This is a genomic window from Pseudomonas sp. NFACC41-3 (assembly GCF_900109505.1).
In the GTDB taxonomy this organism is placed as follows: domain Bacteria; phylum Pseudomonadota; class Gammaproteobacteria; order Pseudomonadales; family Pseudomonadaceae; genus Aquipseudomonas; species Aquipseudomonas chlororaphis.
The window spans coordinates 480,057-507,006 of sequence record NZ_FOAE01000006.1 but is presented as its reverse complement, the minus strand read 5'-3'; the positions used below and the strand labels follow the sequence as shown (position 1 = coordinate 507,006).

General features: G+C 63.7%; 23 protein-coding genes and 1 riboswitch. Of the genes, 8 read left to right on the top strand and 15 right to left on the bottom strand.

All coding sequences use genetic code 11. From position 1 onward, the window contains the following. The first annotated feature begins 9 nt into the window (after positions 1 to 9). Positions 10 to 870 carry an archaetidylserine decarboxylase gene (asd, locus tag BMY68_RS26820; RefSeq protein WP_009041896.1) on the top strand — a complete coding sequence of 287 codons (861 nt, stop codon included), beginning with the start codon at positions 10 to 12 and terminating at the stop codon, positions 868 to 870. Positions 871 to 941: 71 nt separating this feature from the next. Here asd and serB read toward each other — a convergent pair whose 3' ends face one another. Next, complete coding sequence (gene serB / locus BMY68_RS26815) at positions 942 to 2,156, bottom strand: phosphoserine phosphatase SerB (protein ID WP_009041895.1); 1,215 nt, start codon at positions 2,154 to 2,156, stop codon at positions 942 to 944. A 134-nt stretch (positions 2,157 to 2,290) separates the two neighbouring features. On the opposite strand from serB, the gene BMY68_RS26810 reads away from it, so the two are divergent. Beyond that, positions 2,291 to 3,835: an AhpA/YtjB family protein gene (locus tag BMY68_RS26810; protein WP_085533612.1), complete on the top strand. Its 1,545-nt coding sequence runs from the start codon at positions 2,291 to 2,293 to the stop codon at positions 3,833 to 3,835. Positions 3,836 to 4,040: 205 nt separating this feature from the next. Here BMY68_RS26810 and BMY68_RS26805 read toward each other — a convergent pair whose 3' ends face one another. The 9 genes from BMY68_RS26805 to BMY68_RS26765 all read right to left on the bottom strand — a co-directional run bounded on the left by BMY68_RS26805 (position 4,041) and on the right by BMY68_RS26765 (position 13,354). Beyond that, the gene (locus tag BMY68_RS26805; protein ID WP_007921414.1) at positions 4,041 to 4,754 is read right to left on the bottom strand and encodes a PqiC family protein; all 714 of its coding nucleotides are present in this window, start codon (positions 4,752 to 4,754) and stop codon (positions 4,041 to 4,043) included. Between the two features lie 179 nt (positions 4,755 to 4,933). Next, a complete protein-coding gene (parC, locus tag BMY68_RS26800; protein ID WP_009041892.1) occupies positions 4,934 to 7,192 on the bottom strand; it encodes a DNA topoisomerase IV subunit A in 2,259 nt (752 codons plus the stop codon). Positions 7,193 to 7,202: 10 nt separating this feature from the next. Next, positions 7,203 to 7,724: a retropepsin-like aspartic protease family protein gene (locus BMY68_RS26795; RefSeq protein WP_062823852.1), complete on the bottom strand. Its 522-nt coding sequence runs from the start codon at positions 7,722 to 7,724 to the stop codon at positions 7,203 to 7,205. Then, the gene (locus BMY68_RS26790) at positions 7,721 to 8,704 is read right to left on the bottom strand and encodes an esterase-like activity of phytase family protein (RefSeq protein ID WP_085533610.1); all 984 of its coding nucleotides are present in this window, start codon (positions 8,702 to 8,704) and stop codon (positions 7,721 to 7,723) included. Before BMY68_RS26790 ends, BMY68_RS26795 begins: the two co-directional genes overlap by 4 nt. Next, a complete protein-coding gene (gene parE / locus BMY68_RS26785; RefSeq protein WP_009041889.1) occupies positions 8,704 to 10,611 on the bottom strand; it encodes a DNA topoisomerase IV subunit B in 1,908 nt (635 codons plus the stop codon). The genes BMY68_RS26790 and parE overlap by 1 nt, the downstream gene beginning before the upstream one ends. A gap of 42 nt (positions 10,612 to 10,653) precedes the next feature. Then, a complete protein-coding gene (locus tag BMY68_RS26780; protein ID WP_085533608.1) occupies positions 10,654 to 11,262 on the bottom strand; it encodes a YqiA/YcfP family alpha/beta fold hydrolase in 609 nt (202 codons plus the stop codon). Between the two features lie 116 nt (positions 11,263 to 11,378). After that, positions 11,379 to 12,194, bottom strand: coding sequence for a 3',5'-cyclic-AMP phosphodiesterase (cpdA, locus tag BMY68_RS26775; RefSeq protein WP_085533607.1), 816 nt, complete (start codon positions 12,192 to 12,194; stop codon positions 11,379 to 11,381). 99 nt (positions 12,195 to 12,293) lie between these two features. Beyond that, a complete protein-coding gene (locus BMY68_RS26770) occupies positions 12,294 to 12,746 on the bottom strand; it encodes a DUF1249 domain-containing protein (RefSeq protein WP_009041887.1) in 453 nt (150 codons plus the stop codon). Continuing rightward, the gene (locus BMY68_RS26765) at positions 12,737 to 13,354 is read right to left on the bottom strand and encodes an NUDIX domain-containing protein (protein ID WP_007921427.1); all 618 of its coding nucleotides are present in this window, start codon (positions 13,352 to 13,354) and stop codon (positions 12,737 to 12,739) included. The genes BMY68_RS26770 and BMY68_RS26765 overlap by 10 nt, the downstream gene beginning before the upstream one ends. A gap of 223 nt (positions 13,355 to 13,577) precedes the next feature. On the opposite strand from BMY68_RS26765, the gene BMY68_RS26760 reads away from it, so the two are divergent. Continuing rightward, positions 13,578 to 14,324 (top strand): RsiV family protein, encoded by a 747-nt coding sequence (locus tag BMY68_RS26760; RefSeq protein ID WP_009041886.1) that lies wholly within the window; start codon positions 13,578 to 13,580, stop codon positions 14,322 to 14,324. Here BMY68_RS26760 and cytX read toward each other — a convergent pair. Both cytX and thiC read right to left on the bottom strand, forming a co-directional pair. Then, positions 14,293 to 15,582 (bottom strand): putative hydroxymethylpyrimidine transporter CytX, encoded by a 1,290-nt coding sequence (gene cytX / locus BMY68_RS26755; protein ID WP_085533792.1) that lies wholly within the window; start codon positions 15,580 to 15,582, stop codon positions 14,293 to 14,295. The two genes, BMY68_RS26760 and cytX, sit on opposite strands and share 32 nt — an antisense overlap. Before the next feature lie 96 nt (positions 15,583 to 15,678). Continuing rightward, a complete protein-coding gene (thiC, locus tag BMY68_RS26750) occupies positions 15,679 to 17,568 on the bottom strand; it encodes a phosphomethylpyrimidine synthase ThiC (RefSeq protein WP_085533605.1) in 1,890 nt (629 codons plus the stop codon). Between the two features lie 175 nt (positions 17,569 to 17,743). After that, positions 17,744 to 17,848: riboswitch (TPP riboswitch) on the bottom strand. Between the two features lie 197 nt (positions 17,849 to 18,045). Between thiC and BMY68_RS26745 the strand changes: the two genes are divergently transcribed. Continuing rightward, entirely contained in the window at positions 18,046 to 19,485 is a 1,440-nt protein-coding gene (locus BMY68_RS26745) for a TolC family outer membrane protein (protein ID WP_009041884.1), read from the top strand. A gap of 124 nt (positions 19,486 to 19,609) precedes the next feature. Here the strand turns inward: BMY68_RS26745 and waaA are convergent, their stop codons facing one another. Both waaA and BMY68_RS26735 read right to left on the bottom strand, forming a co-directional pair. Further along, positions 19,610 to 20,881, bottom strand: coding sequence for a lipid IV(A) 3-deoxy-D-manno-octulosonic acid transferase (waaA, locus tag BMY68_RS26740; RefSeq protein ID WP_085533603.1), 1,272 nt, complete (start codon positions 20,879 to 20,881; stop codon positions 19,610 to 19,612). Positions 20,882 to 20,904: 23 nt separating this feature from the next. Then, entirely contained in the window at positions 20,905 to 21,789 is an 885-nt protein-coding gene (locus BMY68_RS26735; RefSeq protein WP_175534875.1) for a LysR family transcriptional regulator, read from the bottom strand. Positions 21,790 to 21,898: 109 nt separating this feature from the next. On the opposite strand from BMY68_RS26735, the gene BMY68_RS26730 reads away from it, so the two are divergent. From BMY68_RS26730 to BMY68_RS26715, 4 genes are all read left to right on the top strand, one after another. Next, positions 21,899 to 22,231 (top strand): DMT family transporter, encoded by a 333-nt coding sequence (locus tag BMY68_RS26730; RefSeq protein ID WP_007921448.1) that lies wholly within the window; start codon positions 21,899 to 21,901, stop codon positions 22,229 to 22,231. Between the two features lie 180 nt (positions 22,232 to 22,411). Continuing rightward, positions 22,412 to 23,587, top strand: coding sequence for an NAD(P)/FAD-dependent oxidoreductase (locus tag BMY68_RS26725; protein WP_053259404.1), 1,176 nt, complete (start codon positions 22,412 to 22,414; stop codon positions 23,585 to 23,587). Then, complete coding sequence (locus BMY68_RS26720) at positions 23,584 to 24,396, top strand: aldo/keto reductase (RefSeq protein ID WP_009041880.1); 813 nt, start codon at positions 23,584 to 23,586, stop codon at positions 24,394 to 24,396. The genes BMY68_RS26725 and BMY68_RS26720 overlap by 4 nt, the downstream gene beginning before the upstream one ends. Positions 24,397 to 24,437: 41 nt before the next feature. Further along, on the top strand, positions 24,438 to 25,409 hold the full coding sequence (locus BMY68_RS26715; protein ID WP_085533600.1) for a metal ABC transporter ATPase: 972 nt from the start codon (positions 24,438 to 24,440) through the stop codon (positions 25,407 to 25,409). A 54-nt stretch (positions 25,410 to 25,463) separates the two neighbouring features. Here BMY68_RS26715 and hldE read toward each other — a convergent pair whose 3' ends face one another. Next, entirely contained in the window at positions 25,464 to 26,888 is a 1,425-nt protein-coding gene (gene hldE / locus BMY68_RS26710; protein ID WP_085533598.1) for a bifunctional D-glycero-beta-D-manno-heptose-7-phosphate kinase/D-glycero-beta-D-manno-heptose 1-phosphate adenylyltransferase HldE, read from the bottom strand. Positions 26,889 to 26,950 lie beyond the last annotated feature (62 nt).

Here is a 26,950-nt window from a genome sequence, read left to right as displayed (position 1 = left end):
GGACAGTTAATGAAAAAGCGTTTGTTTATCCTCAGCCAGTACCTGCTGCCTCACCACCTGCTGTCGCGCCTGGCCGGCTGCATTGCCGAGTGCCGCGTGCGCTGGTTCAAGAATGCCTTCACCGCCTGGTTCGCCAAGCGTTATCAGGTGGACATGTCTCAAGCGCTGGTGGAAGACCTGACCGCCTATGAGCACTTCAACGCCTTCTTCACCCGCGCGTTGAAAGACGGTGCCCGCCCGCTGGACCAGACCCCGGGCGCGATCCTCAGCCCAGCCGACGGCGCGGTCAGCCAACTTGGCCCGATCGAGCACGGTCGGGTATTCCAGGCCAAGGGCCACAGCTTCAGCGTGCTGGAACTGCTGGGTGGCGACTCGGCCCTGGCAGCCCCGTTCATGGGCGGCGATTTCGCCACCATCTACCTGTCGCCGAAGGACTATCACCGCGTGCACATGCCACTGGCCGGCACCCTGCGGGAAATGGTCTACGTGCCGGGACGGATCTTCTCGGTCAACCAGACCACCGCGGAAAACGTGCCGGAACTGTTCGCCCGCAACGAGCGCGTGGTATGCGTTTTCGATACCGAGCGCGGCCCGATGGCCGTGGTATTGGTGGGCGCGATGATCGTGGCCTCGATCGAAACCGTCTGGGCCGGCCTGGTGACTCCGCCCAAGCGCGAACTGAAGACCGTGCGCTACGACGAAGCCGCCCGCGCGCCGATCCACCTGGAAAAAGGCGCCGAGTTGGGCCGTTTCAAGCTGGGTTCCACCGCGATCGTGCTGTTCGGGCCAGAGCAAGTGCAGTGGGCCGAAGAACTGGCGGCCGGCTCGCCGGTGCAGATGGGCCAGGGCATCGGCCTGGCCAAGTCCTGAGCCTTGGGCATAAAAAGCCGGACATAAAAAAACGCCGCGGATCGCGGCGTTTTTTTTGCCTTGGATTCGGCTCAGAGCTGGCCGTCGCGATCGCGGAAACCCAGCAGATAAAGCACCCCATCCAGGCCCAGGGTGGAAATCGCCTGCTTGGCCGACTGCTTGACCAGCGGCTTGGCGCGGAAGGCCACGCCCAGGCCGGCAATCGCCAGCATCGGCAGGTCGTTGGCGCCGTCACCGACCGCGATGGTCTGCTCCAGGCGCAACCCTTCCTTGGCGGCCAGCTCGCGCAGCAGATCGGCCTTGCGCTGGGCGTCGACAATCGGCTCGACCGCGACACCGGTCACCTTGCCGTCGACCACTTCCAGCTCGTTGGCGAATACGTAGTCGATCCCCAGCTTGGCCTGCAGTTGCTTGGCGAAGTAGGTGAAGCCACCCGAGAGGATCGCAGTCTTGTAGCCCAGGCGCTTGAGTTCGGCGAACAGGGTCTCGGCACCCTCGGTCAGGCGCAGCGATGCGCCGATGGAGTCCAGCACCTTGATGTCCAGGCCCTGGAGCAAGGCCAGGCGTTCCTTGAAGCTGGCACGGAAATCCAGCTCGCCGGCCATGGCCCGCTCGGTGATTTCCGCCACGCGGTCACCCACGCCGGCCGCCTTGGCCAGTTCGTCGATGACTTCCGCCTCGATCAGCGTCGAGTCCATGTCGAACACCGCCAGGCGGCGGTTGCGACGGAACAGCGAGTCTTCCTGGAAGGCGATATCGACGTTCAGCTCCTGGGCGACGCTGAGGAACTCGGCACGCAATGCCTGCGGATCGGCCGCTTCGCCCCGCACGGAGAACTCGATGCAACCCTTGCCCTTGTCGGCCGGGGTGTCCAGCGGCATGCGCCCGGAGAGGCGATCGATGTGGTCGATGTTCAAGCCGTACTTGGCGGTGATCGAACTGACGCGCTGCAACTGCTCGGCCGTGACCTTGCGGGTCAGCAAGGTGACGATATGGCGCTTCTTGCCCTGACCGCCGACCCACTGCTGGTAATCCTCTTCGGAAACCGGCGTGAAACGGACCTGCTGGTCCAGCTCATAGGCGGTGAACAGAATGTCCTTGAGCACCGACGAACTCTGCTCGTTGTCCGGAATTTCAACCAGGATGCCGAACGACAGAGTGTCGTGAATCACCGCCTGACCGATGTCGAGAATGTTCACACCACCCTGGGCCAGAACACCGGTAATGGCCGCAGTGAGACCCGGACGGTCTTCACCAGTGATGTTTATCAGGACGATTTCGCGCAAGGCGCACCCCCGCAGGTGGAAAAAAAACGCATTCTACCCACTTTCAGTGACCATCGGGCACAGCCAGCGCTTTGCCGGTCTAGGGCCTGTCGCTATACTGCGCCTCAACTTCACGGACAAAAGAGCCGAGCTCAGTGAACCGGCCCACGCCAGTTAAAACCGATAACTTCTTCCTGCTGATCTTCCGTGCACTGCGTCACCGCCGTGTACCGATTGCATTGCGCATTGCCAGCCATAACGTGATCCTGGTCGCCCTGGCCCTGGTGATCTATGCCTGCGTGATGGGCCTGCAGTTCAAGCAGGCCATGCACGAACAAGCCGACGCCCTGGGTCAGAGCCTGACCACCCAGACCGCGACCTCGGCCACCGAGCTGTTGGTGTCCAACGACATCCTCAGCCTCAACGTGCTGCTGAATAACCTGACCAAGAACCCGCTGGTTGCCCATGCGGCGATCTACAGCGTGGACAACCGCATCCTCGCCGAAGCCGGTCAGCGCCCGAAAAGCAGCCTGCTGGGTGAAACCGAAGGCGTCTACCAGACCAAGATCACCTTCCAGGACGTGACCGCGGGCAACCTGCGCATCAGCCTGGACATGGAACAATTCCAGCAGCCGATGACCATCAGCCTGCAGAGCATGGGCATTCTCAGCGCGATCCTGCTGGCTTTGGCCCTGGCCTTGAGCCTGCGCCTGGGACGGCACATCTCCACACCGCTGATGCAACTGCGGGTCTGGCTGCGGGATATCGACGAGAACACCCCGGCCACCCAGCGCCAGGACGAGATCGGCGACCTGGCGCGCCAGCTGCACGCCAGCTTCGCGCCAGAGAAGGTCGAGCCGGAACCCGAACCGCAAGCCGAGCTCGACGATACCGACTACGACGACAGCGAAGACGCGGAACCGACCTTCGAGGTGCGCAACCTGCGTGACCCGAGCTTCGATGAAAGTGCTCCGGTGGCCGGCCTCAAGCCCGCGCCACGGCACGTGGTCAATGCCGAAGAAGACCTGGCCGACGATGAAGACCCGTTCGCCGATCTTCGCGACAGCTCGGCCACCGCGACCGCTGCCAAGCCGATCGTGAAACCCACGGTACCGGCACAGCCGCAGCACAGCGCGGTCCTGGCCGTGCAACTGGGCGCCCAGGAGCAACTGCGCCGCTTGCCACGCGCCCGCCTGACGGAATTGCTGGAACGTTATCGCGACTGCCTCGACCAGGCCGCCTCGCTATACCAGAGCGAACTGCATACCCTGAACGACGGCAGCACGCTGATGCTGTTCCACAGCGAAGACAGCGGCGACGACTACCTGACCAACGCCATCTGCTGTGGCGAGTTGCTGCGTGCCCTGGGCCACGCCCTGCAAATCGAAGTGGCCGACAGCGGCATCACCCTGCAGCTGCAACTGGGCCTGACCCTTGGCGAAGAGCTGTTCGGCCTGAGCCAGATCGACCTGCTGCTGACCGAGACCGCCCAGGACGCCCTGGCGCTGTCCCAGCACAGCCGCAACCTGCTGCTGGTCGAGCGCAAGATCAACGATGACGCCCTGATTCGTCAGCGCGCGCGCATCCGTCCGATCGCCAGCCCGGAAGGCGCCTGCTGCGTCGAACGCCTGATGGAGCCCTACCCATCGATGCTGGAACGGCAACTGGCGCGGATGCACGAGACCCGCGCCAAGCTGTAAGCCAGCCGCCCAACAAAAAGCCCGCAGCGATGCGGGCTTTTTTGTGGCTGCGGCACAGTCGTCGCGAGCAAGCCAGTCGCCCCTCTGCAGGAGCGAGCTTGCTCGCGATACTCCATCAAGGGCGCACCATTACCTCAGGCTCAACCTGCCCCCCAGAAACGACAAAGCCCGCTGATCAGCGGGCTTTGTCCTGGAAGCACAACACTCAGAAGCGGAACACTTCCATATCCGTGCGGATAGGCGTGGCCATTGGAATCTTCGGCTGCTTCTCCTGCTCGGCCGGCTTTGCCGCCGGCGCAGGCGCCGCCTTGCGGGGTACCTCGGCTACCGTAGGCTGGTTGGCCAGCGGCTTGAGGGCACCCGAGAGCTGCTCGGCCAGGCGTTGCAGCAATACACCCTGGGCCTGGACCTGGGACGCGGTGGTACCCGCATGCTGCTCCTGCAGATGAACGATACGGTTGTCGCGAACCTGCCCACGACGATCGATCAGGCGCCATTGCGCATCGAGAACCGCCGGTTGCGAGGCGCCCGAATCCAGGCGAGTGATCGACAGCAACACCTGCACATCCGGAGTGAAACCGGTGCTCGCCGGCGCCAGCACTACACGCTGGCTGTCCAGCTGGCCGGCGACCTGACGCAACAGCAACTGATCGATATCGGAAGACAGGCTGCCGGCCCAGCGACCGTCGGTCGAAGCCTGCAGGCTGCCGTCGTTCTGACGTTGCAGCAAGGTTTCACGTTGCAGGTAGTCGGCAACCAGTACCGGCCCCAGCAATACGGCCATGCCGGCGCTTTGTGCCGGTTGAGCTGGACTTCCGCTGTCCAGCTGATACAGCGACACCGGCTGGTGTACGCTGCAACCCGCCAGGCCAAGAACGCCAGCGAGCAAGAAAACAAGAGGAAGGCGCAGAGCAGTCATCATCCCATCCAGGTGGCGGCCACAAGGCTAGCCACAGTGTAAATACTCAAAATAACCCTGAATAACGCTCAGCCACGCCGGCGCTTGAAAGCGCATATCATCCGTGAATATGCGCCATGACTCCAGTGTTGTAGCGCCGATCTACCGGTTAAATCGCAGATCGGACGCTCTAACCCGCATCAATTGAGAGTTTCTACCAACAACGCATCCACTCGCTGGAAGCCCCGTGGCAGTTTGTTCCCCCGGCGACCGCGCTCGCCCTTGTAATGTTCGAGGTCATCGGCCTTGAGCGACAGGGTGCGTTTTCCGGCCTGCAGCACCAGTGTCGCGCCTTCCGGCAGTACCGCGATATCGGTCACGTACTCCTCGCGGCTGGCCACTCGCTCACCCGGAATCCCGATGATCTTGTTGCCCTTGCCTTTGCCCAGCTGCGGCAGGTCGCTGATCTTGAACACCAGCAAACGCCCTTCGGTGGTCACCGAAGCCAGCCAGTTCTGTTCACGATCGCTCACCGGCCGCGGCAACAGCACCTTGGCGTTGTTCGGCAGGCTCAACAACGCCTTGCCGGCCTTGTTCTTGGCTTGCAGATCCTCGCCCTTGACCACGAAGCCGTAACCCGCGTCGGAGGCGATCACGTACAGCGCCTCGTCGTCCGGCAGCAGTACGCATTCGAAACTGGCCCCAGGCGGCGGCGTCAGGCGTCCGGTCAGCGGCTCGCCCTGGCCACGGGCCGATGGCAGCGTATGCGCCGCCACCGAATAACTGCGCCCGGTGGAGTCGATAAACACCGCGAACTGGTTGGAGCGCCCGATGGCCGAGGTCTTGAAGCCGTCGCCGGCCTTGTAGGACAACCCCGTGGCGTCGATATCATGCCCTTTGGCGCAGCGTACCCAACCTTTTTCCGACAGAACGATGGTGACCGGCTCGGTCGGCATCAGCTCGTTTTCCGACAAGGCCTTGGCCTCGGCGCGCTCGACGATCGGCGAACGACGGTCGTCGCCGTAGGTTTCAGCGTCCTGCAGCAATTCGGTGCGCACCAGCTTCTTCAGCTTGGCTTCGCTGTTGAGCAAGGCTTGCAGCTTGGCCTGCTCCTTGAGCAGCTCGTCCTGCTCGGCGCGCAGCTTCATCTCTTCCAGCCGCGCCAACTGACGCAGGCGGGTATCGAGGATGTAGTCGGCCTGCACTTCGCTCAGGGCGAAACGCTCGATCAACTTGGCCCGCGGCTGGTCCTCGGTACGAATGATGTGGATCACTTCATCCAGGTTGAGGTAGGCGATCAGCAAGCCGTCCAACAGGTGCAGGCGGCGCTCGACCTTGTCCAGGCGGAACTGCAGGCGGCGGCGCACCGTCAGTACGCGGAACTCCAGCCATTCCACCAGCAGGGCGCGCAGGTTCTTCAGTTGCGGCTTGCCGTCCAGGCCGATGATGTTGACGTTGACCCGGTAGCTGGATTCCAGCTCGGTGGTGGCGAACAGATGCTGCATCAGCTCGTCGGGATCGACCCGGTTGGAACGCGGAATGATCACGATCCGACATGGGTGCTCGTGGTCCGACTCGTCGCGCAGGTCGGCGACCATCGGCAGCTTCTTGGCCTGCATCTGCGCGGCGATCTGTTCCAGCACCTTGGCGCCGGACACCTGGTGCGGCAGCGCGGTGACGATGATGTCGCCATCCTCGATGCGATAGACGGCACGCATGCGCACCGAACCGCGACCGGTTTCATAGATTTTCAGCAGGTCGGCGCGCGGCGTGATGATTTCCGCTTCGGTCGGATAGTCCGGGCCCTGAATGTGCTCGCAAAGCTGTTCAACTGTGGCCTTGGGCTCATCCAGCAGGCGCACGCAGGCCGTGGCGACTTCGCGCAGGTTGTGCGGCGGCACGTCAGTGGCCATGCCCACGGCGATACCGGTGGTGCCATTGAGCAGGATGTTCGGCAAACGTGCCGGCAATACCAGGGGCTCCTGCAGGGTACCGTCGAAGTTCGGCCCCCAGTCCGCGGTGCCCTGGCCCAGCTCGCTGAGCAGCACTTCGGAGTAACGCGACAGGCGCGCTTCGGTGTAACGCATGGCGGCGAAGGACTTGGGATCGTCCGGCGCACCCCAGTTACCCTGGCCGTCCACCAGCGTGTAGCGATAGCTGAAAGGCTGCGCCATCAGCACCATGGCTTCGTAGCAGGCTGAGTCGCCGTGGGGGTGGAACTTACCCAGCACGTCACCGACCGTACGGGCGGACTTCTTGTGCTTGGAGTCGGCATCCAGCCCCAGCTCACTCATGGCGTAGACGATACGCCGCTGTACCGGTTTCAGGCCGTCGCCGATATGCGGCAAAGCACGGTCCATGATCACGTACATGGAGTAGTTGAGGTAGGCATTTTCAGTGAAGTCAGCCAGCGATCGGCGTTCTACGCCATCCAGGCTGAGATCCAGGGAGTCGCTCATGCGGGCCTCATCAGTTCGTTGTCTGGCGCAGCAGCAAAGTGCCGCCGCGCTGGGTAAATTCAAGTTTTTTCAAAGCGCTCATGCCCAGCAACACCTGCTCGCCACCCAGGCCCGGCGCGACCAGCGCACGGACATCGCGCAGGACGATATCGCCCAGTTGCAGGCGGTCGAGGCGGGTTCGATAACCCTCGCTACGACCGTTGGCGGTACTCAGGGTCACCGGTGCGCCCTTCTCCAGGCCAAGACGCTCGGCCAGCCCGGACGGGATCGACACATCGGTCGCTCCGGTATCGAGCATGAAATTCACCGGCTGGCCGTTGATCTGGCCGCTGGCGACGAAATGCCCCTGGCCGTTGCCGACCAGTTTCACTTCGATGTAACCCTCATGTTGTTGCGAAGTGACGACAGCATTGGGGTTCTCCTGACGCTGTTCCCACTCGCCAAAAAACCGTGTCGCCAGGAACAGCCCGGCGCCCCAGGCCAGCACCAGCAGCACGCGCCCGGCACGTTTACCCGGTGGCTGCTGGCTCACGACTTGGCACTCCAACCACCCTCGGGCGCGGCGAAGCGCCAGACGATCGGGCGTTTTTCACCGTCGGCACGGGCTCCGGTGTTGTTATCCACACCGATCCAGGCGCCGTCGGCATCCACCACCAGGGCCTCGGTCAGGCCATAGGCCTGTGGATAACGCCGGTTTTCCTGCAACGCCTCGGCGGCAAACGACCAGCAACGCTCGACCTTGGCCGTCGACGCATCACGACGACAGACCTGGAACGCATTGCGCTCGAGGGTGAACAACTTGCCCTCGAACAGCGACAGGTCGGCGAAATCCCGGGACACCGCCTTGGCCTTGGGCATCTGCGGCGGCTGCATTTCCAGCCCGGCCTCGCTGAGCAGCACACAGCCACCGTCGCAGTCCCAGACACTCTGCTGGCGCTTGATCAACAGCAGCCCGCGGCGCTCGCGCTCGGCGGCCAGCCAGATCCGGTCGCCGGCCGGGTTGACCGCCAGGCCTTCGAACAAAGCATTGAAGTGCAGCAACATAACGCTGGCCCGCGCCTCGCGCACCATGATCGGCGAAATCTTCAGCCAGGCGGCCGAACCCGTCGGCGGCAGCTGCAACACTGCCGCGTGGGACTCGCTGACCACATACTTGTTGCCGGCGCTGTCGCAGGTAATGCCCTCGAAATCCAGGTCGCCGCCGCGCACGAACGACGCGACCCAGGTGCGCGAATTCAAGCCCCAGGGCAAACCGCTGTCCGGCACCGGCGGCACGTCGATGCGCACAGTTTCGGCCTGCCAGACGCGGTCGCTGGTATCGAGCCGATAGATCTGGTCATCGTCGCGGTCGGAGACCGTCCACAGCTCCTTGCCGCACAACGCCAGCCCCGACAGGTTGCCGCCACGCATGCCGTCCACCGGATGCTCGGCCAGCAGCCTCAACTCGGGCAAGGGGTCGGCCATCGCCGAGGTTGCCAATAGCAGTAATGCCAGGGCAAAGCCTCTGCGCATCAGGCCAGAACCTCGGCCAGGTTGCCCTTGGACTCCAGCCAGCTCTTGCGATCGCCGGCGCGTTTCTTCGCCAGCAGCATGTCCATCATTTCCGAGGTCGCGGCGAAGTCTTCACCCAGGGTCAACTGCACCAGGCGCCGGGTGTTCGGGTCCATGGTGGTTTCGCGCAGTTGCGGCGGGTTCATTTCACCCAGGCCTTTGAATCGGGTGACCTGCGGCTTGCCACGTTTCTTCTCGGCCACCAGGCGATCGAGAATGCCATCGCGCTCGGCTTCGTCGAGGGCGTAGTAGATCTCCTTGCCCAGGTCGATACGGTACAGCGGCGGCATCGCCACGTAGACGTGACCGGCATCCACCAGCGGGCGGAAATGCTGGACGAACAGCGCGCAGAGCAGCGTCGCGATGTGCAAGCCGTCGGAGTCGGCGTCGGCGAGGATGCAGATCTTGCCGTAGCGCAGCTGGCTCATGTCCTCGGCGCCCGGATCGACCCCGATGGCCACGGCGATGTTGTGCACTTCCTGGCTGGCCAGGACTTCGCTACCGTCGACTTCCCAGGTGTTGAGGATCTTGCCGCGCAGCGGCAGGATCGCCTGGAATTCCTTGTCCCGCGCCTGCTTGGCCGAACCACCGGCGGAATCACCTTCCACCAGGAACAGCTCGGAACGCATCGGGTCCTGGCCGGCGCAATCGGCCAGCTTGCCTGGCAATGCCGGGCCCTGGGTAATGCGCTTGCGCTCGACCTTCTTGCTGGCCTTGAGGCGACGGCCGGCGTTGCTGATGGCCAGCTCCGCCAGTTGCATGCCCAGTTCCGGGTTGGCGTTGAGCCACAGGCTGAACGCGTCCTTGACCACGCCCGAAACGAAGGCGGCCGCCTCGCGGGACGACAGGCGTTCCTTGGTCTGGCCGGAGAACTGCGCGTCCTGCATCTTCATCGACAGAACGAAGGCGATGCGCTCCCAGACGTCTTCCGGTGCCAGCTTCAGGCCACGCGGCAGCAGGTTGCGGAATTCGCAGAACTCGCGCATGGCGTCCAGCAGGCCCTGGCGCAAACCATTGACGTGGGTACCGCCCTGGGCGGTCGGGATCAGGTTGACGTAGCTTTCCTGCACGCTGTCGCCGCCTTCCGGCAACCACAGCAGGGCCCAGTCCACCGCTTCCTTGTTACCGGCCAGGCTGCCGCAGAAAGGTTCGGCCGGCAGGCGTTCGAATTCGCTGACCGCGTCCACCAGATAGGAGCGCAGGCCGTCTTCGTAATGCCACTCGACCTTCTCGCCGGTGCCTTTGTCTTCGAAGCTGACCAGCAACCCCGGGCACAACACGGCCTTGGCCTTGAGCACATGCTTGAGGCGGCTGACGGAGAATTTCGGCGAATCGAAGTATTTCGGATCCGGGGCGAAATACACGCTGGTCCCGGTATTGCGCTTGCCGACGCTGCCGACCACTTCCAGTTCAGTGGCCTTGAAGCCGTCGGCGAAGGTCATCTGGTATTCGTTGCCATCACGCTTGACCCGCACCCGCACCTGGGTCGACAAGGCGTTGACCACGGAAATACCCACCCCGTGCAGACCGCCGGAGAACTGGTAGTTCTTGTTGGAGAACTTGCCGCCCGCATGGAGCTTGGTGAGGATCAGCTCGACGCCGGACACGCCCTCTTCGGGGTGAATGTCCACTGGCATGCCGCGACCGTCATCGGACACTTCCAGGGAATGGTCGGCATGCAGGATGACCTGGATCGACTTCGCGTGCCCCGCCAGGGCTTCGTCGACACTGTTGTCGATGACTTCCTGGGCGAGGTGGTTCGGCCGGGTGGTATCGGTGTACATGCCCGGGCGTTTGCGCACCGGGTCGAGGCCCGAGAGGACTTCGATGGCGTCTGCGTTATAAGAGCTAGCGCTGGGAGTGGCCATGGGGTCTCGTCGTTAGTCGTTCAATGAAATAGAAGCGAGGGTTCACAGCGAGGTGAAATCGATCGCCTGGTACTGATCCGGGCCGATGCCGGCAAAATTCAACAACGCCGGCAATTGTCCGGCAAAACCCTGGAAACTATGGTCGCCGCCGGCCTGGATGCGCAAGGCACAGGCTCGGTAATACAGCTGGGCACTGCGATAGTCCAGCGTCTCGTCACCTGTCTGCAGCCAGACCTGGAACCGCTGCGGGTCCTGGGGCGCCGGCACTTCCAGCTCGGCCAGGGCCATCACGTGGTCGTGGGTCAATTCCCAGGTTTCCCCGGTATAGAGGTTGGTCTGCGTGCCCAGAAAGCCGTCGAACATCCGGTGCGGACTGACCGCGGGGTTGATCAGCAGGGCTTTCAGGCCGTGACGCTCGGCAAGGTGAGTCGCATAGTAGCCGCCGAGAGAGCTGCCGACCAGCAGCGGCCGTCCGAGTTCGGCAATCGCCTGCTCCAACTGGCCAATGGCCTCGCGTGGATGATGGTTCAAGGCCGGCACCCGCAGCTGCTCACCGCTACCGATCGCCTCCATGACAGCGATCAGCTGGCTGGCTTTCTTCGACGCCGGTGCGCTGTTGAAGCCGTGGATATACAGGATCGAACCGGACATGCGCACTCCCTTTGCATCGTGCAAAAAGGCGCAGTTTACAGGGTGTATCGCCGCTTGACTTGTGTTCAGGTGTATCCCTTTGTCCTGCCGCCGCCAACTGCGGCTCCGGGCCGGAATCAGTAGCCGTCGCTGCCGTAATCGACCTCGAAGTCGAAGCCGGTGACCCGCTCGACACCGGTTTCCAGGCGCCCGTCGGGCAGCAGGCGCAGCCAGCGATAACCCGGCGCAGTCTCGCCGACCTTGAAATCCTCGCTGCCCGGCTCGAACTGGATGCAGGTCGAGGGCGACGCCAGCAGGCGCAAAGGCCCCTGCTGACGGTCGATTTCCTGATGCACATGGCCCCAGAGCACCGCGCGCGCCTGTGGAAAGCGCTCCAGCACGGCGAACAGCGCGTGCGGATTGCGCAGCCCGATGGGCTCCATCCAGGCGCACCCGATGGAGACCGGATGATGGTGCAGGCATATCAGGTGATGGCGTTCGGGGGCTTCGCTCAGGGCACTGGCGAGCAGCTGCAATTGATCGTCCTGCAGATAGCCCGGCACCGAACCGGGTACGGCCGAGTCGAGCAGGGTGATCCGCCAGTTGCCGATGTCCACCACCGGTGCCAGCAACGAACTCTGGGTCGCCGCCTGCGCCATGATTTGCGGCTCGTCGTGGTTGCCGGGAATCCAGCGCGCCGGCGCCGGAATCTGCCGGGTCATGTCACGAAACAGCTGATAGGACTCCAGCGTACCGTCCTGGGACAGGTCGCCCGTGGCCAGCATCAGGTCGATCCGCGGTTGCTGTTCCAGCACCAGGTCGATCACCCGCTGCAGGCTGTCGCGGGTATTCATACCCAACAGCGTGCCGTCCGCTTCGGCGAACAGATGGCTGTCGGACAACTGCACCAGCAACACGGGATCGTCGGTGGTCAGAGTGGATACGCTCGGCAAGGCGGCCTCCCAGGGCGTGTCACGGGAAGTGAGGAATGGGGGCAATTATGCTGGGGGAAGCTCAAAAGAGGAAACCGGCGAACCGGACGCAGTTCACATCTACCGCACGGCCTCGAACTCATGACCGCAAGCCAGGCAGTGGCTCAGCCATTCACCGAGAAACACATTGAGCTGGGCCTTCTCGTCCGGCTGGTGCATGAAGGCATTCGGATACGGATAAATGCCACGAAAGCGCCGAGCGTGCTCGGCACTGACGACCTCGGCCATGCGCGCGTCGTGGTAGACCTGGACCTCCAGCTGCGGCACCGGCAGCCAGGGCAGGCTGTGCTCCTGACGCACCTGCAGGGTGGTGGTATAGGGGCAGGCCAGCAGCACTTCCAGCGCCAGCACGCCAAGCATCTGGTCGCCCTGGGTCACCGCGATCCGCCGCGCCACCGGCTGGTTGCGCATGTCGGGCAGCAGGCGCATCAGCCGGGCATAGTTCGCCTCGCAGGACGCTTGCAGCCCCACGAGATCGACCCGATAGCGATCGCGCACTTTGTTTACGACCATAACCCCCTCACTTCAACGCGGTTCAAAGCCAGCCATTGCAAGGCAATAATGCTCGCCGCGTTGGAAATCCGCCCATCCCTTACCGCCTGCAGTGCGTCTTCGAAAGCCCAGACCGACACACGGATATCCTCCGCCTCTTCCTCCAGTCCGTGCAGGCCACCGGCACCGCTGCTGTCGCAGCGCCCCAGGTACAGATGCACGAACTCGGTGCTGCCCCCCGGCGACGGGAAATACTGGATCATCGGCCACAGCGCGGAGAATGTCAGTCCAGCTTCCTCCTGCGCCTCGCGGTGAGCAACTTCTTCCGGCTGCTCGTCCTTGTCGATCAGACCGGCGACCAGCTCGATCAACCAGGGAGTCGCGGTTTTTCCCATGGCGCCGACGCGAAACTGCTCGATCAACACCACTTCATCGCGTTGCGGATCGTACGGCAGCACGCAGACAGCATCATGACGGACAAAGATTTCACGACTGATCTCGCGCCCCATGCCACCGGCAAACAGTTCGTGGCGCAGGTGCACACGGTCGAGCTGATAAAAACCCTGGAAGCATTTCTCGCGCCGAACGATATCGACAGTGGTCGGCGTGGTGTTGGCAAAGTCCGTCATAGCAATCCTCGTATCCTGCTGTCCGATTCGAGGCTCCCCCTCGATATCGCGCCATCCTAACGCGCTGCTGACCGATGATGCAGCCCCTTTGCCATCAGCGGGATAGACGGCAAGGGGGCAAACCTAATCTAATTGCCTCTATTGAGCTTAGTGGCGAACTGATTGCCCCGCAGGCAGTCGAAGCCGGTAACTTTTGCCTACCTCTGGTTTATCAAGGACGCACATGTCGCTTCTTAAAATCGCCTCCGTGGCTTGCCTGGCCCTGACCCTGGGCGCCTGCCAAAGCCTGTTCCAACCCAGCTATCAAAAGCCCCTGCAAAGCACCAGCGACAAGTCGGAACAGATCAAGCCCGGCTGCAGCAATCAGGATTGCCCGCTGGTGAACATCGACACCGTGCACTTTGCCGACGAGCCGCAGCTGGATGCGCTGATTGAAAAGCGCCTGCTGCAGATGACCCGCACCACCGCGGACCAGGCCGTGCCAGCGACGCTGAGTGCCTATCGGGAGAAGTTCCTGCGCGAGGCCGACAGCCGCAACAGCATGTACCTGCAAGCCAAGGTACGCGAACAGCATGACGGCCTGGTGATCATCGAACTGGCCAGCTACCTGGACACCGGCGGCGCCCACGGCACGCCCGGTCGCGGCTTCATCAACTACTCCCGCGAGCTGCACAAGGAGCTGACCCTGTCCGACATGCTGCGCCCGGGCCAGGAAGCTGCGTTCTGGAAAGCTGCCCAGGTGGCCCATAACAGCTGGCTGATCAGCACCAAGCTGGACCAGGAGCCGGAGTTCATCAAGAGCTGGCCGTTCCAGAAAACCCCGAACGTGGCACTGACCTACGGCGGCGTGATCCTCAAGTACAACGTGTCGGTGATCGCGCCTTACGCGCTGGGCCACATCGAACTGAAGATCCCTTACAACCGCCTGAACGGCATTCTCAAACCCGAGCTGTTTCCTGGCCGTAACTGAAGGCTCGTCCCAGCAGGCCTTGCAGCAGCCCTGCCAGCACCAGTGACGGCAGGGTTGCGCCAACATCCGGATAGAAGTTGGCCAGCAGGTGATAGGTGCTGACCCCGCCCAGCCAAGCCAGCAACGCCGGCCAGCGCAAGCCCACGGACGGCACCTGGGCACCGCGCTTGCGCAGGATGAAGTGATCCACCAGCACCACGCCGAACAGCGGCGCGAACACCGAGCCGATCAGCAGCAGGAAGTTCTGATACTGAGCCAATGGCGCCAGGCAGGCGATCAGGGTACAGAGCACGCCAATGGCCAAAGCCAGGTGCTCGACTTTCAGGCGCAGCAGAATGCCACTGGAAACTGCGGCCGAGTGGATATCGGCAAAGGCGTTTTCCGACTCGTCCAGCAGGATCAGCAACAGCGGAATCCCCAGGCCCGCGCCAGCCAGGGCCAACAACAGAGCATTGACTTCACCACTCGGCGCAAAGGCCAGGGTGTAGGCCACGCCCAGGCTCATCAGCCACAAATTGCCGATAAAGAAGCCCAGCGCCGTACCGCCAAAGACATTGCGCGCACGCTTGCCGAACCTTGAGTAGTCGGCGATCAGCGGCAACCACGACAGCGGCATGGCGATCGCGATATCGAAGCCCACGCCGAGCGGCATGGAGCTGTCGCCGGCCTGGGCCCAGAGCGCGGCAAGATCGGCCTTGGCGAACAGGTTCCAGGTCAGCCACAGGCAGGCCGCCAACAGCAGCCAGATGCCCCACTTGCGCAGGATCTGGCGCACAAAGGCCAGCGGCCCGCTGACCGCGAGCAAAGTCGCCAGCGCGCCGAAAAACAGGGTCCAGAGCAAAGGACTGGCCAGCAGGCTGCCCTCGCTGAACGCACGAGTACCCAACAGGCTGGCGGCATCGCGCATGACGATGATCTCGAACGAGCCCCAGCCCACCAGTTGCAACAGGTTGAGCAACGCCGGCAGGCTCGCGCCGTACGTACCGAGGCTGAGCTTGAGCGCCGCCATGGACGACAGGCCAGTATCGCTGCCGATCACCCCGACCGCCGCGAGCAGCAAGACGCCGACCGCCGTACCGAGAAAGATCGCCAGCAAGGCACCGGACAGGCCCAGGCCTGGCGCCAGCAGCGCGCCGGTCTGCAACACCATCAGGCCGATGCCGAGGGAAAACCACAGGGAAAACAGGTCGCGCGCGCCGAATACGCGCCTGTCGGCGGGGACCGCGGTGTCTGGTGAATAAGTGTTCAAGACGGTTATCTCGGGATGGGAAAAGGGCGCGTTAGCTGCAAGCCTCAAGCTGCAAGAAAAAGCAGGACCACTTTTGCCTTTAACTTGCAGCTTGCTACTTGTCGCTTAAACCTTCTTGTACAGCTGGCTGCCTTCCTGCTTGAAGCGCTCGGCCTGCTCCGCCAGCCCCTTGGCGACATCCACGTCCACCGCTTCGATGCGCTGGTTAGCCGCGTACTCACGGACCTCCTGGGTGATTTTCATCGAGCAGAACTTCGGCCCGCACATGGAGCAGAAGTGCGCGACCTTGGCCGAATCCTTGGGCAGGGTCTCGTCGTGGTAGGCGCGCGCGGTGTCCGGGTCGAGGCCGAGGTTGAACTGGTCTTCCCAGCGGAACTCGAAGCGCGCCTTGGACAGTGCGTTGTCACGGATCTGTGCGCCCGGGTGGCCTTTTGCGAGATCCGCAGCATGCGCGGCGATCTTGTAGGTGATGATCCCGGTCTTCACGTCATCCTTGTTCGGCAGGCCCAGGTGTTCCTTCGGCGTCACGTAGCAGAGCATGGCGCAGCCGAACCAGCCGATCATCGCCGCGCCGATACCGGAGGTGATGTGGTCGTAGCCTGGGGCGATGTCGGTGGTCAGCGGACCGAGGGTGTAGAACGGCGCCTCGTCGCAGCATTCCAGCTGCTTGTCCATGTTCTCTTTGATCAGTTGCATCGGCACGTGGCCGGGGCCTTCGATCATGCACTGCACGTCATGCTTCCAGGCGATCTTGGTCAGTTCGCCGAGGGTTTCCAGCTCGCCGAACTGCGCTTCGTCGTTGGCGTCGGCGATCGAGCCCGGACGCAGGCCGTCGCCCAGCGAGAAGCTGACGTCGTAGGCCTTCATGATTTCGCAGATTTCGTCGAAATGGGTGTAGAGGAAGTTTTCCTTGTGATGCGCCAGGCACCACTTGGCCATGATCGAACCGCCGCGGGAAACGATGCCGGTCACGCGCTTGGCGGTCAGCGGCACATAGCGCAGTAGCACGCCGGCGTGGATGGTGAAGTAGTCGACGCCCTGCTCCGCCTGCTCGATCAGGGTGTCGCGGAACAGCTCCCAGGTCAGGTCTTCGGCCACGCCGTTGACCTTCTCCAGCGCCTGGTAGATCGGCACGGTGCCGATCGGCACCGGCGAGTTGCGGATGATCCACTCGCGGGTTTCGTGAATGTGCTTGCCGGTGGACAGGTCCATGACCGTGTCCGAACCCCAGCGGATGCCCCAGGTCAGTTTCGCCACTTCTTCTTCGATGGACGAGCCCAGGGCGCTGTTGCCGATGTTGCCGTTGATCTTCACCAGGAAGTTGCGGCCGATGATCATCGGTTCCAGTTCGACGTGGTTGATGTTGGCCGGAATGATCGCGCGACCGCGGGCGATTTCCTCACGGACGAACTCGGGGGTGATTTCTTTCGGGATGCTGGCGCCGAAACTGTGGCCGGCGTGCTGCTGATCGAGCAGACCCGCGGCGCGAGCCTCTTGCAGCTTCATGTTTTCGCGGATGGCGACGTATTCCATCTCGGCGGTGATGATGCCCTTGCGCGCGTAGTGCATCTGGCTGACGTTGGCCCCGGCCTTCGCCCGGCGCGGGTTATTGACGTGGGCGAAGCGCAGCTTGGTCAGCTCGGGATCGGCGAGGCGCTGCTGGCCGAAGTTGGAGCTCAGGCCCGGCAGGCGCTCGGTGTCGCCACGGTCGTCGATCCAGGCCGAGCGTACATCGCCCAGGCCTTTGCGCACGTCGATGACCACGTTGGGGTCGGTGTACGGGCCGGAGGTGTCATAGACGGTGACTGGCGCGTTGATCTCGCCGCCGAAGTCGGTCGGGGTCACGTCGAGGCTGATTTCGCGCATCGGCACGCGAATGTCCGGGCGCGAACCCTGGACATAGATTTTTTGCGAGCGGGTAAAGGGCTGAACCGACTGCTCATCGACCTTGGCCGATTCACTAAGGTGGGTAGCGTTTTTTAATTTTGTAGTCATCACGGGCTCTCCAGACAGCATCCAGGCAGTGGATTTTTGTCGGAGCGAACCTGTAACGAACGGACGCAACCATGGCTGGAGCCAGAGGCGAAAACCAGCTGGTGCAGTGCTTGGTGCTCGAGGGGTGTTCGATTGTCGAACAACATCCCGGACGAAGCACAAGAGGACTCGCCGGGTGACGAGAAATCTTGTTCCCTACGCAGGCGCTAACCTGATCAGGTTCAACGGGATCCGGATTATCCGATCTCAGCCTCATAGCAAGGCACCCCGACAAGAACCCGGCCAGTCTAGACAAAGCCGGTGCAGAACGCCAACCCCACGGCAAACAGCGTGATGAATGGCGTAAATGCAGGATTGTTGCCCTTCGCAGGCGCATCTACACTCGCTCAGGTTGCGTCGAACCTTGACGCTGCACAGGCCGAGACTTAGCCTTGGCGCCAGAATTATCCTCGTAATATCAACTCTAGGGATCGCCGAATGCTGCGCAAACTCTCACTGGCCATCGCCGTGTCTTGTGCGTCCAATGGAATGGCCTGGGCAGCAGAAGCGCCCCTGACCACCAAAACCGACCTGGTCAGCGTCTACCAGGAGGCGGTGGACAACAACGCCGACCTCGCCGCCGCCCGCGCCGATTACGACGCACGCAAGGAAGTGGTGCCGCAGGCTCGCGCCGGGCTGTTGCCCAACCTCTCGGCCGGTGCCGACCTGAACAACACCCGGACCAAGTTCGACGAGCCGTCGATGACCGCCACCCGCAGCGGCACCGTGTACCAGGCGACCCTGGCCCAGCCGATTTTCCGCGCCGACCGCTGGTTCCAGCTGCAGGCGGCCAAGGACGTCAACGAACAAGCCGCGCTGGAACTCTCGGCCACCGAGCAGAACCTGATCCTGCAAAGCGCCGAGAGCTACTTCTCGGTCCTGCGCGCCCAGGACAACCTGGCCTCGACCAAGGCCGAAGAGGCCGCCTTCAAGCGTCAGCTCGACCAGTCCAACGAACGCTTCGACGTCGGCCTGTCGGACAAGACCGACGTCCTGCAATCCCAGGCCAGCTACGACACCGCGCGGGCCAACCGGATCCTCGCCCAGCGCCAGGTCGATGACGCCTTCGAAGCCCTGATCACCCTGACCAACCGTCAGTACAACGCGATCCAGGGCATCGTCCACAGCCTGCCGGTGCTGGCGCCGGCCCCGAATGACGCCAAGGCCTGGGTCGATACCGCGGCCAAGCAGAACCTCAACCTGCTGGCCAGCAACTACGCAGTCAGCGCCGCCGAGGAAACCCTCAAGCAGCGCAAGGCCGGCCACGCCCCGACCCTCGACGCCGTGGCGCAATACAAGAAAGGCGACAACGACGCCCTCGGCTTCAGCAACCCGGCCCCACTGGGCCAGCGTTACGGCAGTGACGTCGAACAACGCAGCATCGGCCTGCAACTGAGCATTCCGATCTACAGCGGCGGCCTGACCAGTTCCCAGGTCCGCGAGTCCTACTCGCGCCTGACCCAGAGCGAGCAGCGCCGTGAAGCCCTGCGGCGCCAGGTGGTGGAAAACACCCGCAACCTGCACCGCGCGGTGAACACCGATGTCGAGCAGGTCCAGGCCCGGCGCCAGTCGATCATCTCCAACCAGAGCGCCGTGGAAGCCACGGAAATCGGCTACCAGGTCGGCACGCGCAATATCGTCGACGTGCTCGATGCCCAGCGCCAGCTGTACACCTCGGTGCGCAACTACAACAACAGCCGCTACGACTACATCCTCGACAACCTGCGCCTCAAGCAAGCCGCCGGCACCCTCAATCCGGGCGATCTGCAGGACCTGTCGCGCTACCTGAAAGCCGACTACAACCCGGACCGCGACTTCCTCCCGCCGGACCTGGCCAAGGCCGCGGCGGAACAGCTCAAGGCCCGGCCGGGGCAGTAACCTGTAGCCGCTGCCGCAGGCTGCGATCGACCGGAACAGTCGTAAAAAAGGCCACCGCCATTCAACAGAATCGCGGTGGCCTTTTTGCCTGTCCTTCGGACAGGATCGCAGCCTGCGGCAGCGGCTATAGCAAGCGATCCAACCCGTCGAGCAGGCGCTGCAGGGCGCCCTGATTGCTACGCATCACCCGCAGCCCGGCATCGGCCATTTTCTGCGCATCCCGAGGCAACTCGAACAGGCGCTGCACCGCCACCGCCAGGCCATGGGCATCGTCCACTTCCTGCAGGGCGCCCGCCTCGCGCAGCATTGCCGCGATCTCCAGGAAGTTGAACAGGTGCGGCCCGCTCAGCACCGGCTTGGCCAGGGCCGCCGGTTCCAGCAGGTTGTGCCCGCCATTGGGCACCAGGCTGCCACCGACAAAAGCGCTGTCCGCCAGGGCATAGAGAAACAGCAGCTCGCCCATGGTGTCGCCCAGCAGCACCGAGGTGCTGGCGGTGACCGGCTCGGCGCTCGAGCGGCGAATGGTCTCAAAGCCCTGCTGCCGGCACAGCTCGAACACCGGATTGAAACGCTCCGGATGACGCGGCACTAGGATCAGTAAGGCATCCGGGTGGCTGGCCAGCAGTTGGCGATGGGCATCCAGCACCACGGCGTCTTCGCCTTCATGGGTACTGGCGGCGATCCACACCGGACGCTCGCCGGCTTGCCATTGCTCGCGCAGCTCGCTGGCGCGCACCAGCAGTTGTGGGTCGATGCTCAGGTCGAACTTGATCGAGCCCGTCACCTCGACTGTTTCCGGGCGCGCGCCCAACTGGCGAAAACGCTCGGCCTCGGCCTCGGTCTGCACCGCAAACAGGCTCATTTCAGCGAGCATCGGTGCGGTCAGCTTGGCAAAACGCCCATAACCCCGGGCCGAGCGCTCCGACAACCGCCCATTGGCCAGCGCTACCGGAATCCCGCGCTTGGCGCACTGGTGAATGTGGTTGGGCCACAGCTCGGTTTCCATGATCACCGCCAGCTTCGGCCGGACCCGATCGAGAAAACGCGCGGCGGCGCAAGGCAAGTCGTAAGGCAGGTAGCAGTGCTGGATGCGCGGCTCGTTGGCGAACAGCGCCTGGATACGTTCCGAGCCAGTGGGGGTCATGCAGGTGACCGTGATCGGCAGCTGTGGATAACGCGCCAGCAAGGCACGGATCATCGGCGCGGCGGCGATGCTCTCGCCCACCGACACCGCGTGCACCCAGATCCCGCCCGGCTGCATCGCCGGCAGCCCCCAGGAAAAACGTTCGCCAATCCGCCTGGCATAGGCCGGCGCCTTGCGCGCCCGCAGCCACAGACGAATCGCCACCAATGGCAGCCCCAGGTAAAACAGCGCGGTGTAGAGAGTTCTATTCATGGCGGCGGAGTTTATCGGCTTTTTCAGCCAATCGCCCGCAAGTGCACGGCAAAACGCTCCGCCAGCCAATGCGCCGCCGGCCCCAGGGGTTCATCGCGGCGCCAGACCAGTTCCACCACCAGCGCCGGCGGCGTCCACTCGCTGGCCAACTCAACCATCTGGTTCTGATAGGCCGGGTACTGCACCACATGCCGCGGCAGCCAGGCCCAGCCCAGGCCGCGCATCAGCAGCTCGGCCATCGCGTAGAAGCTGTCGGCGCGCCAGACTTGCGGGCTGACCTGCTCGCCACTGGGGTAAGTGCTCAACTGCGGGGAAATCAACAACTGTCGATGCTGCCCCAGTTGCTGGCGATCCACCTGTTTCTCACCGGCCAACGGGTGCCCGACCGCGCACACCGTGACCATCTCGACGCTGCCCAGGGCCCGTCGCTCAAGGGCCTCGGACATCTGTTCATGGTGAAACAGCAAACCGAGGTCGGCCCGACGGTCCAGCAGCTTGCGCGCCACATCACCCTGGGCGCTGCTGGCCAGTTGAACCTCAAGACTGGGGAAACGCTCGGACAACGCCTCAAGGCTATCGAGCACCGGCTGGAAAGGCATCGCCTCGTCCAGGGCCAGCCGCAAGCGCGCCTCCTCACCCCGCATCAACGCCAGCGCCCGCCCGTTCAAGCGCTCGCATTGGCGCAGCACTTCCCGCGCCTCCGCAAGCAAGGCACGACCCGCCTCGGTGAGTTTCGGCTGGCGACCGCTGCTGCGCTCGAACAGGAGCACGCCGAGATCGGCCTCGAGCAGCGCAATCGCGCTGCTGACCGCCGATTGCGCCTTGTGCTGGTCACGGGCCACCGCGGAAAACGAACGTTGCTCGGCGACGCTGACGAACAGCCGTATCTGCTCCAGATTCCACTGCACATTCATAAGGCAACCCATCTTCAAAACAGATAGGTAATGACTTTACCCCATCTGCACAATCTCTAGAATGCCGACCTCATCAAGCAAGCCCAAACACGAGGACTCTCCCATGAACGCTTACACCTACCTGGCCATCGCCATCTGCGCCGAAGTGATCGCCACTGTTTCGATGAAAGCGGTCAAAGGCCTGAGCACCCCACTGCCGCTGCTGCTGATCATCGTCGGTTACGGCGTGGCCTTCTGGATGCTGACCCTGGTGGTGCGCACCGTGCCGGTGGGCGTGGCTTACGCGGTCTGGGCCGGCATGGGCATTGTCATGGTCAGCGTGGCCGCGCTGTTCCTCTACGGGCAGAAGCTGGATATCCCGGCAATGCTCGGCATGGCCCTGATCGTCCTGGGCGTGGTGGTGATCCAGCTGTTTTCCAAGACTGCCGGGCACTGATCCATGACCGCTGCCGCAGGCCCTTCAAGAGCGCGACCGCTTCGCGCTCGATCGCAGCCTTCGGCAGCGGCTACACAAAGCGCTCCGCCAAGCACGCCTTCGCCTGTTTGATCGCCAACAAAGCCTGCGCGGCTCGAGCCTGTATACTGCGCCCCTAGTCTTGAACACTGAGGTCGCTGCATGCCATCCGTTATTTCCACCGACGTGCTGATTGTCGGCGCCGGAGTCGCCGGCCTCTGGCTGAACGCCCGCCTGCGTCGCCAGGGCTTTTCCACCGTGCTGGTGGAGAGCGCCAGCCTCGGCGGCGGACAAAGCGTCAAGTCTCAGGGAATCATTCACGGCGGCGCCAAGTACGCCCTGCACGGCGCCCTGACCGGCGCCTCGGAAGCCATCGCCGACATGCCGCGCCGCTGGCGCGAGGCCCTGGCCGGCAACGGCGAGCTGGACCTGTCCGGTGTGCGCCTGCTGTCCGAGGCCCATTACCTGTGGTCCCCCGGCACCCTGGCCGGCAACCTCACCAGCTTTTTCGCCAGCAAGGCTGTGCGTGGCCGTGTCGATCAGGTCAAGGGCGACCAGTTGCCGCCGGCCCTACAGGACCGCCGCTTCAAGGGCAAGGTGTATCGCCTGGCCGAGCTGGTGGTGGACGTGCCGAGCCTGATCGGGCGCCTGGCCGAACTGGGCGGCGATAGCCTGCTGGCCGGGCAGAAGATCGAACCCCTGCTGGAAAACGGACAATTGCTGGGCCTGCGGGTCGATGAGCGGGAAATCCGCGCGCAACGCATCGTGCTCAGCGCTGGCGCCGGCAATGCCGAGTTGCTGAGCAGCCTCGGCCTGAGCCAGCCGGCCATGCAACGCCGGCCGTTGCACATGGTGATCGTCAAGGGCCCGAGCCTGAAACCGCTGTACGCCCACTGCCTGGGCGGCGGGCCGAAGCCACGGATCACCGTGACCACCCACCCGGCGGCCGACGGCCAGTGGGTCTGGTACCTCGGCGGCGACATCGCCGAAGCCGAAGGCGTGGCGCGCGAGCCGGCGGCGCAGATCGCGGCCGCCCAGAAAGAACTCGGCAACCTGTTGCCATGGGTCGATCTCAGCCAGGCGCAATGGGCCACCCTGCGGGTGGACCGCGCCGAGCCCGCGCAGTCGGGTCTGACCCGTCCGGACAATGCCTTCCTCGCCGAACAGGACCGCCTGCTGGTCGGCTGGCCGACCAAGCTGGCCCTGGCCCCGGACTTCGCCGACCGGGTGTTCGCCGCCCTCGAGCGCGACGGTATCAAGCCGGGCCCCGCGACTGCGTTGCCGACGCTGCCCAAACCCGCCATCGCGCAACCGGCCTGGGAGCAACTGCTGCCATGAGCCAAGCGACCCTGCACGACCTGCATCGCCCCTTCGGCAGCACCGGGCTGCTGGTCTCCCCACTGGGTCTGGGCACTGTGAAGCTCGGGCGCGACCAAGGGGTGAAGTACCCCAACGGCTTCCAGATTCCGGATGACGCCGAAGCCCGCATGCTGCTCAAGCTGACCCGCGACCTGGGCATCAACCTGATCGACACCGCGCCGGCCTATGGCCGCAGCGAGGAGCGCCTGGGCCCGCTGCTGCGCGGGCAACGCCAGGACTGGGTGATTGTCAGCAAGGTGGGCGAAGAGTTCGAAAACGGCCTGTCGCGCCATGATTTCAGCGCCGCGCATACCCGCTTGTCGGTGGAACGCAGCCTGCAGCGCCTGGAAACCGACTTCATCGACCTGGTGCTGGTGCATTCCGACGGCAATGACCTGCACATCCTTGAGCAGTGCGAGGTCTACCAGACGCTGGCCGAGCTCAAGCAGGAAGGCAAGATCCGTGGCTTCGGCTTCTCCGGGAAAACCGTCGAGGGTGGCCTCAAGGCCCTGGAACAAGGCGACTGTGCCATGGTCACCTACAATCTGAACGAACAGAACGAGCGAGCCGTCATCGATTACGCCGCAGCCCACGGCAAGGGCATTCTGGTGAAAAAAGCCCTGGCCAGCGGCCATGTGTGCCTGAGCCCCGGTGTCGACCCGGTGCGCGCCAGCTTCGAACTGCTGTTCGATCAACCGGGCGTCGCCAGTGCTATTGTCGGGACCATCAATCCGTTGCACCTGGCCCATAATGTCGCCACTGTCGCGCAGGTGTTGCGCAAGAACTGATGCCGCCCACGCGGCCGACCCCGACGCAAGAAGGAGCCGACATGCCGCGTACGCTCATAAGAAAGAACCCCAGCAACTTCAAGACCCTGCCGCTGTTCGTCGAAGCGACGCCCGAAGGCCTCAGCTACCAGAGCGTCGGCATGCCGCTGAACTTTGCGCAGACCCTGCAGCGCCGGCGCCCGGTCGCAGTGCCCGACGCCGAGCGCTTCGCCCTGGAACTGGCCAACCTCGGTGTCTCGGTACGCCTGACCCTGCATTGGCAGAACCGCGACTATTGGGTGCTGGTCCGCCAGCGCCGGCAGGACCGCGGCGATGTGGTGCTCAAGCTGATTTCCGGCTACGTCCCGGCCCATGAGCTGAACCTGCCGCTGCATACCGCCATCCAGGAAATCGCCGAGGAATGCCTGCTGGAAACCCCGGAAGGCTGGCTTGGCGGGCGCTTCAACGACACCTGGCTGCCCGCGCCCTACTCGGCGGCCCTGCATTATCGCGAGGCCCTGCCCTTTCGCCTGACGCCGCTGTCAGGCGCGGCACGCCCGGTGCGCTGCGCCAACCTGCAATTGCTGGAACGGCCGCGGGCCTATGTGCACCTGCCCACCGCTTCACTGCAACTGATCTATGACCTGCGCCTGGACGTGCCGAAAGAGGCCAAGTCCCTGAGCCTGTTCCATGTCGACGAACGCCTGGAAGGCGACCAACTGGTGGCGCGCCTGGATCGCAAGCGCCCGGACCTGTACCTGATGCCACTCAAGGACGGTCAGCCCTGCGCCGAGCTCTATACGTTGAAGAAGGATCAGTTGCACCCGGCGAGCACCCGCGGCCTGTATCTGGCCGAAAGCTTCGCCCGGCAGCAAGGCTGGCTGGTGCGTGACGAGCGGATTCGCTGGAAGGACTGGCTGAAGCAGCAGGGATTGAGCGCGCCGGAGAAGGACTCCAAACTCCAGCGCCTTACCGGCAAGGCACGGCAGATATTGCGCAAGATGGTACCGACCAAGACCAGCCGGCAACGTTGAGCGCCAATCCGCCCACTCCAGCTTTCGCGAGAGTGGGCGGCTTGGCGGCAAGCCTTACTCGGTCTTGCGGATCTTCTCGACTATGGCCGTGGTGGAACTATTTTCCACCAGGCCCAGCACCTTCACCGTACCGCCATAAGCCTTGACGATATCGGCGCCGACCACCTGGTCGACCGAGTAATCCCCGCCTTTGACCAACACGTCCGGTTTGACCTGGGCCAGCAGGTTTTCCGGCGTACCCTCGGGGAAACTGATGACCCAGTCCACCGCGCCCAGGCCAGCCAGTACCGCCATGCGCCGGTCGACGCTGTTGATCGGACGGCCCGGCCCTTTCAGGCGGCTGACCGAGGCATCGTCGTTGATCGCCACGATCAGGCGATCGCCTTGCGCCCGCGCCTGCTCGAGGTAGGTCACATGGCCGGCGTGGAGGATGTCGAAACAGCCGTTGGTGAAGACGATCTTCTCTTTGTGCGCACGCGCATCGTCGATCGCCAGCAGCAGCTGGTCGAGGCTCAGCACACCGCGCTCGGAACCTTCTTCACGCTGGATCGCGCGACGCAACTCCGGTGCGCTGATGGCTGCGGTACCCAGCTTACCGACCACGATGCCGGCGGCCAGGTTGGCCAGGGCCACCGCGTGCGGCAGCTCTTCACCCGCCGCGATTGCCGCCGCCAGGGTGGAAATCACCGTATCGCCGGCACCGGTGACATCGAACACTTCACGGGCCCGGGCCGGCAAGTGCAGCGCCGGGTGATCGGGACGCAGCAGGGTCATGCCGTGCTCGCCACGGGTCACCAGCAAGGCACCCAGCTCCAGGTCGTGCATCAGCTTCGCGCCTTTGCTGACCAGGTCGTGCTCGTCGATGCAACCGCCGACTATGGTTTCGAACTCGCTGAGGTTCGGGGTGATCAGGCTGGCGCCGCGGTAAATCGAAAAGTCCTTGCCTTTCGGGTCCGCCAGCACCGGGATGCCACGGGCACGTGCGGCCTGGATCAGCGCCTGATGATTCCTCAGGGCTCCCTTGCCGTAATCGGACAACACCAACACCTTGATGCCGTCCAGCAACCGGTCGACTTCAGCGCCCAACGCCAGGGCGTCGGTGGCGAAAGGTTCTTCGAAATCGATACGCAGCAGTTGCTGGTGCCGGCTCATGACCCGCAGCTTGACGATGGTCGGCTGGTGGGCAATGCGTTGGAACAAGGCGCGTACGCCCGCCCCCTCAAGACTGTTGGAGAGACTGTCGGCAGCCTCATCGTCGCCGGTGACGCCAACCAGCGAGGCCGGTGCGCCGAGCGCGGCAATGTTCAAGGCAACGTTCGCGGCACCGCCCGGGCGGTCCTCGATTTGCTCGACCTTGACTACCGGTACCGGCGCCTCAGGGGAAATCCGTGAGGTACCACCATGCCAGTAACGGTCGAGCATGACATCGCCGACCACCAAGACAGGGGCTTGATCGAATCGCGGCATGGACAACTTCATGGAGCAACCCACATACAAAATGAACAGGGGCGCGATATTAACACAGGGTGAACGCTGCCTAG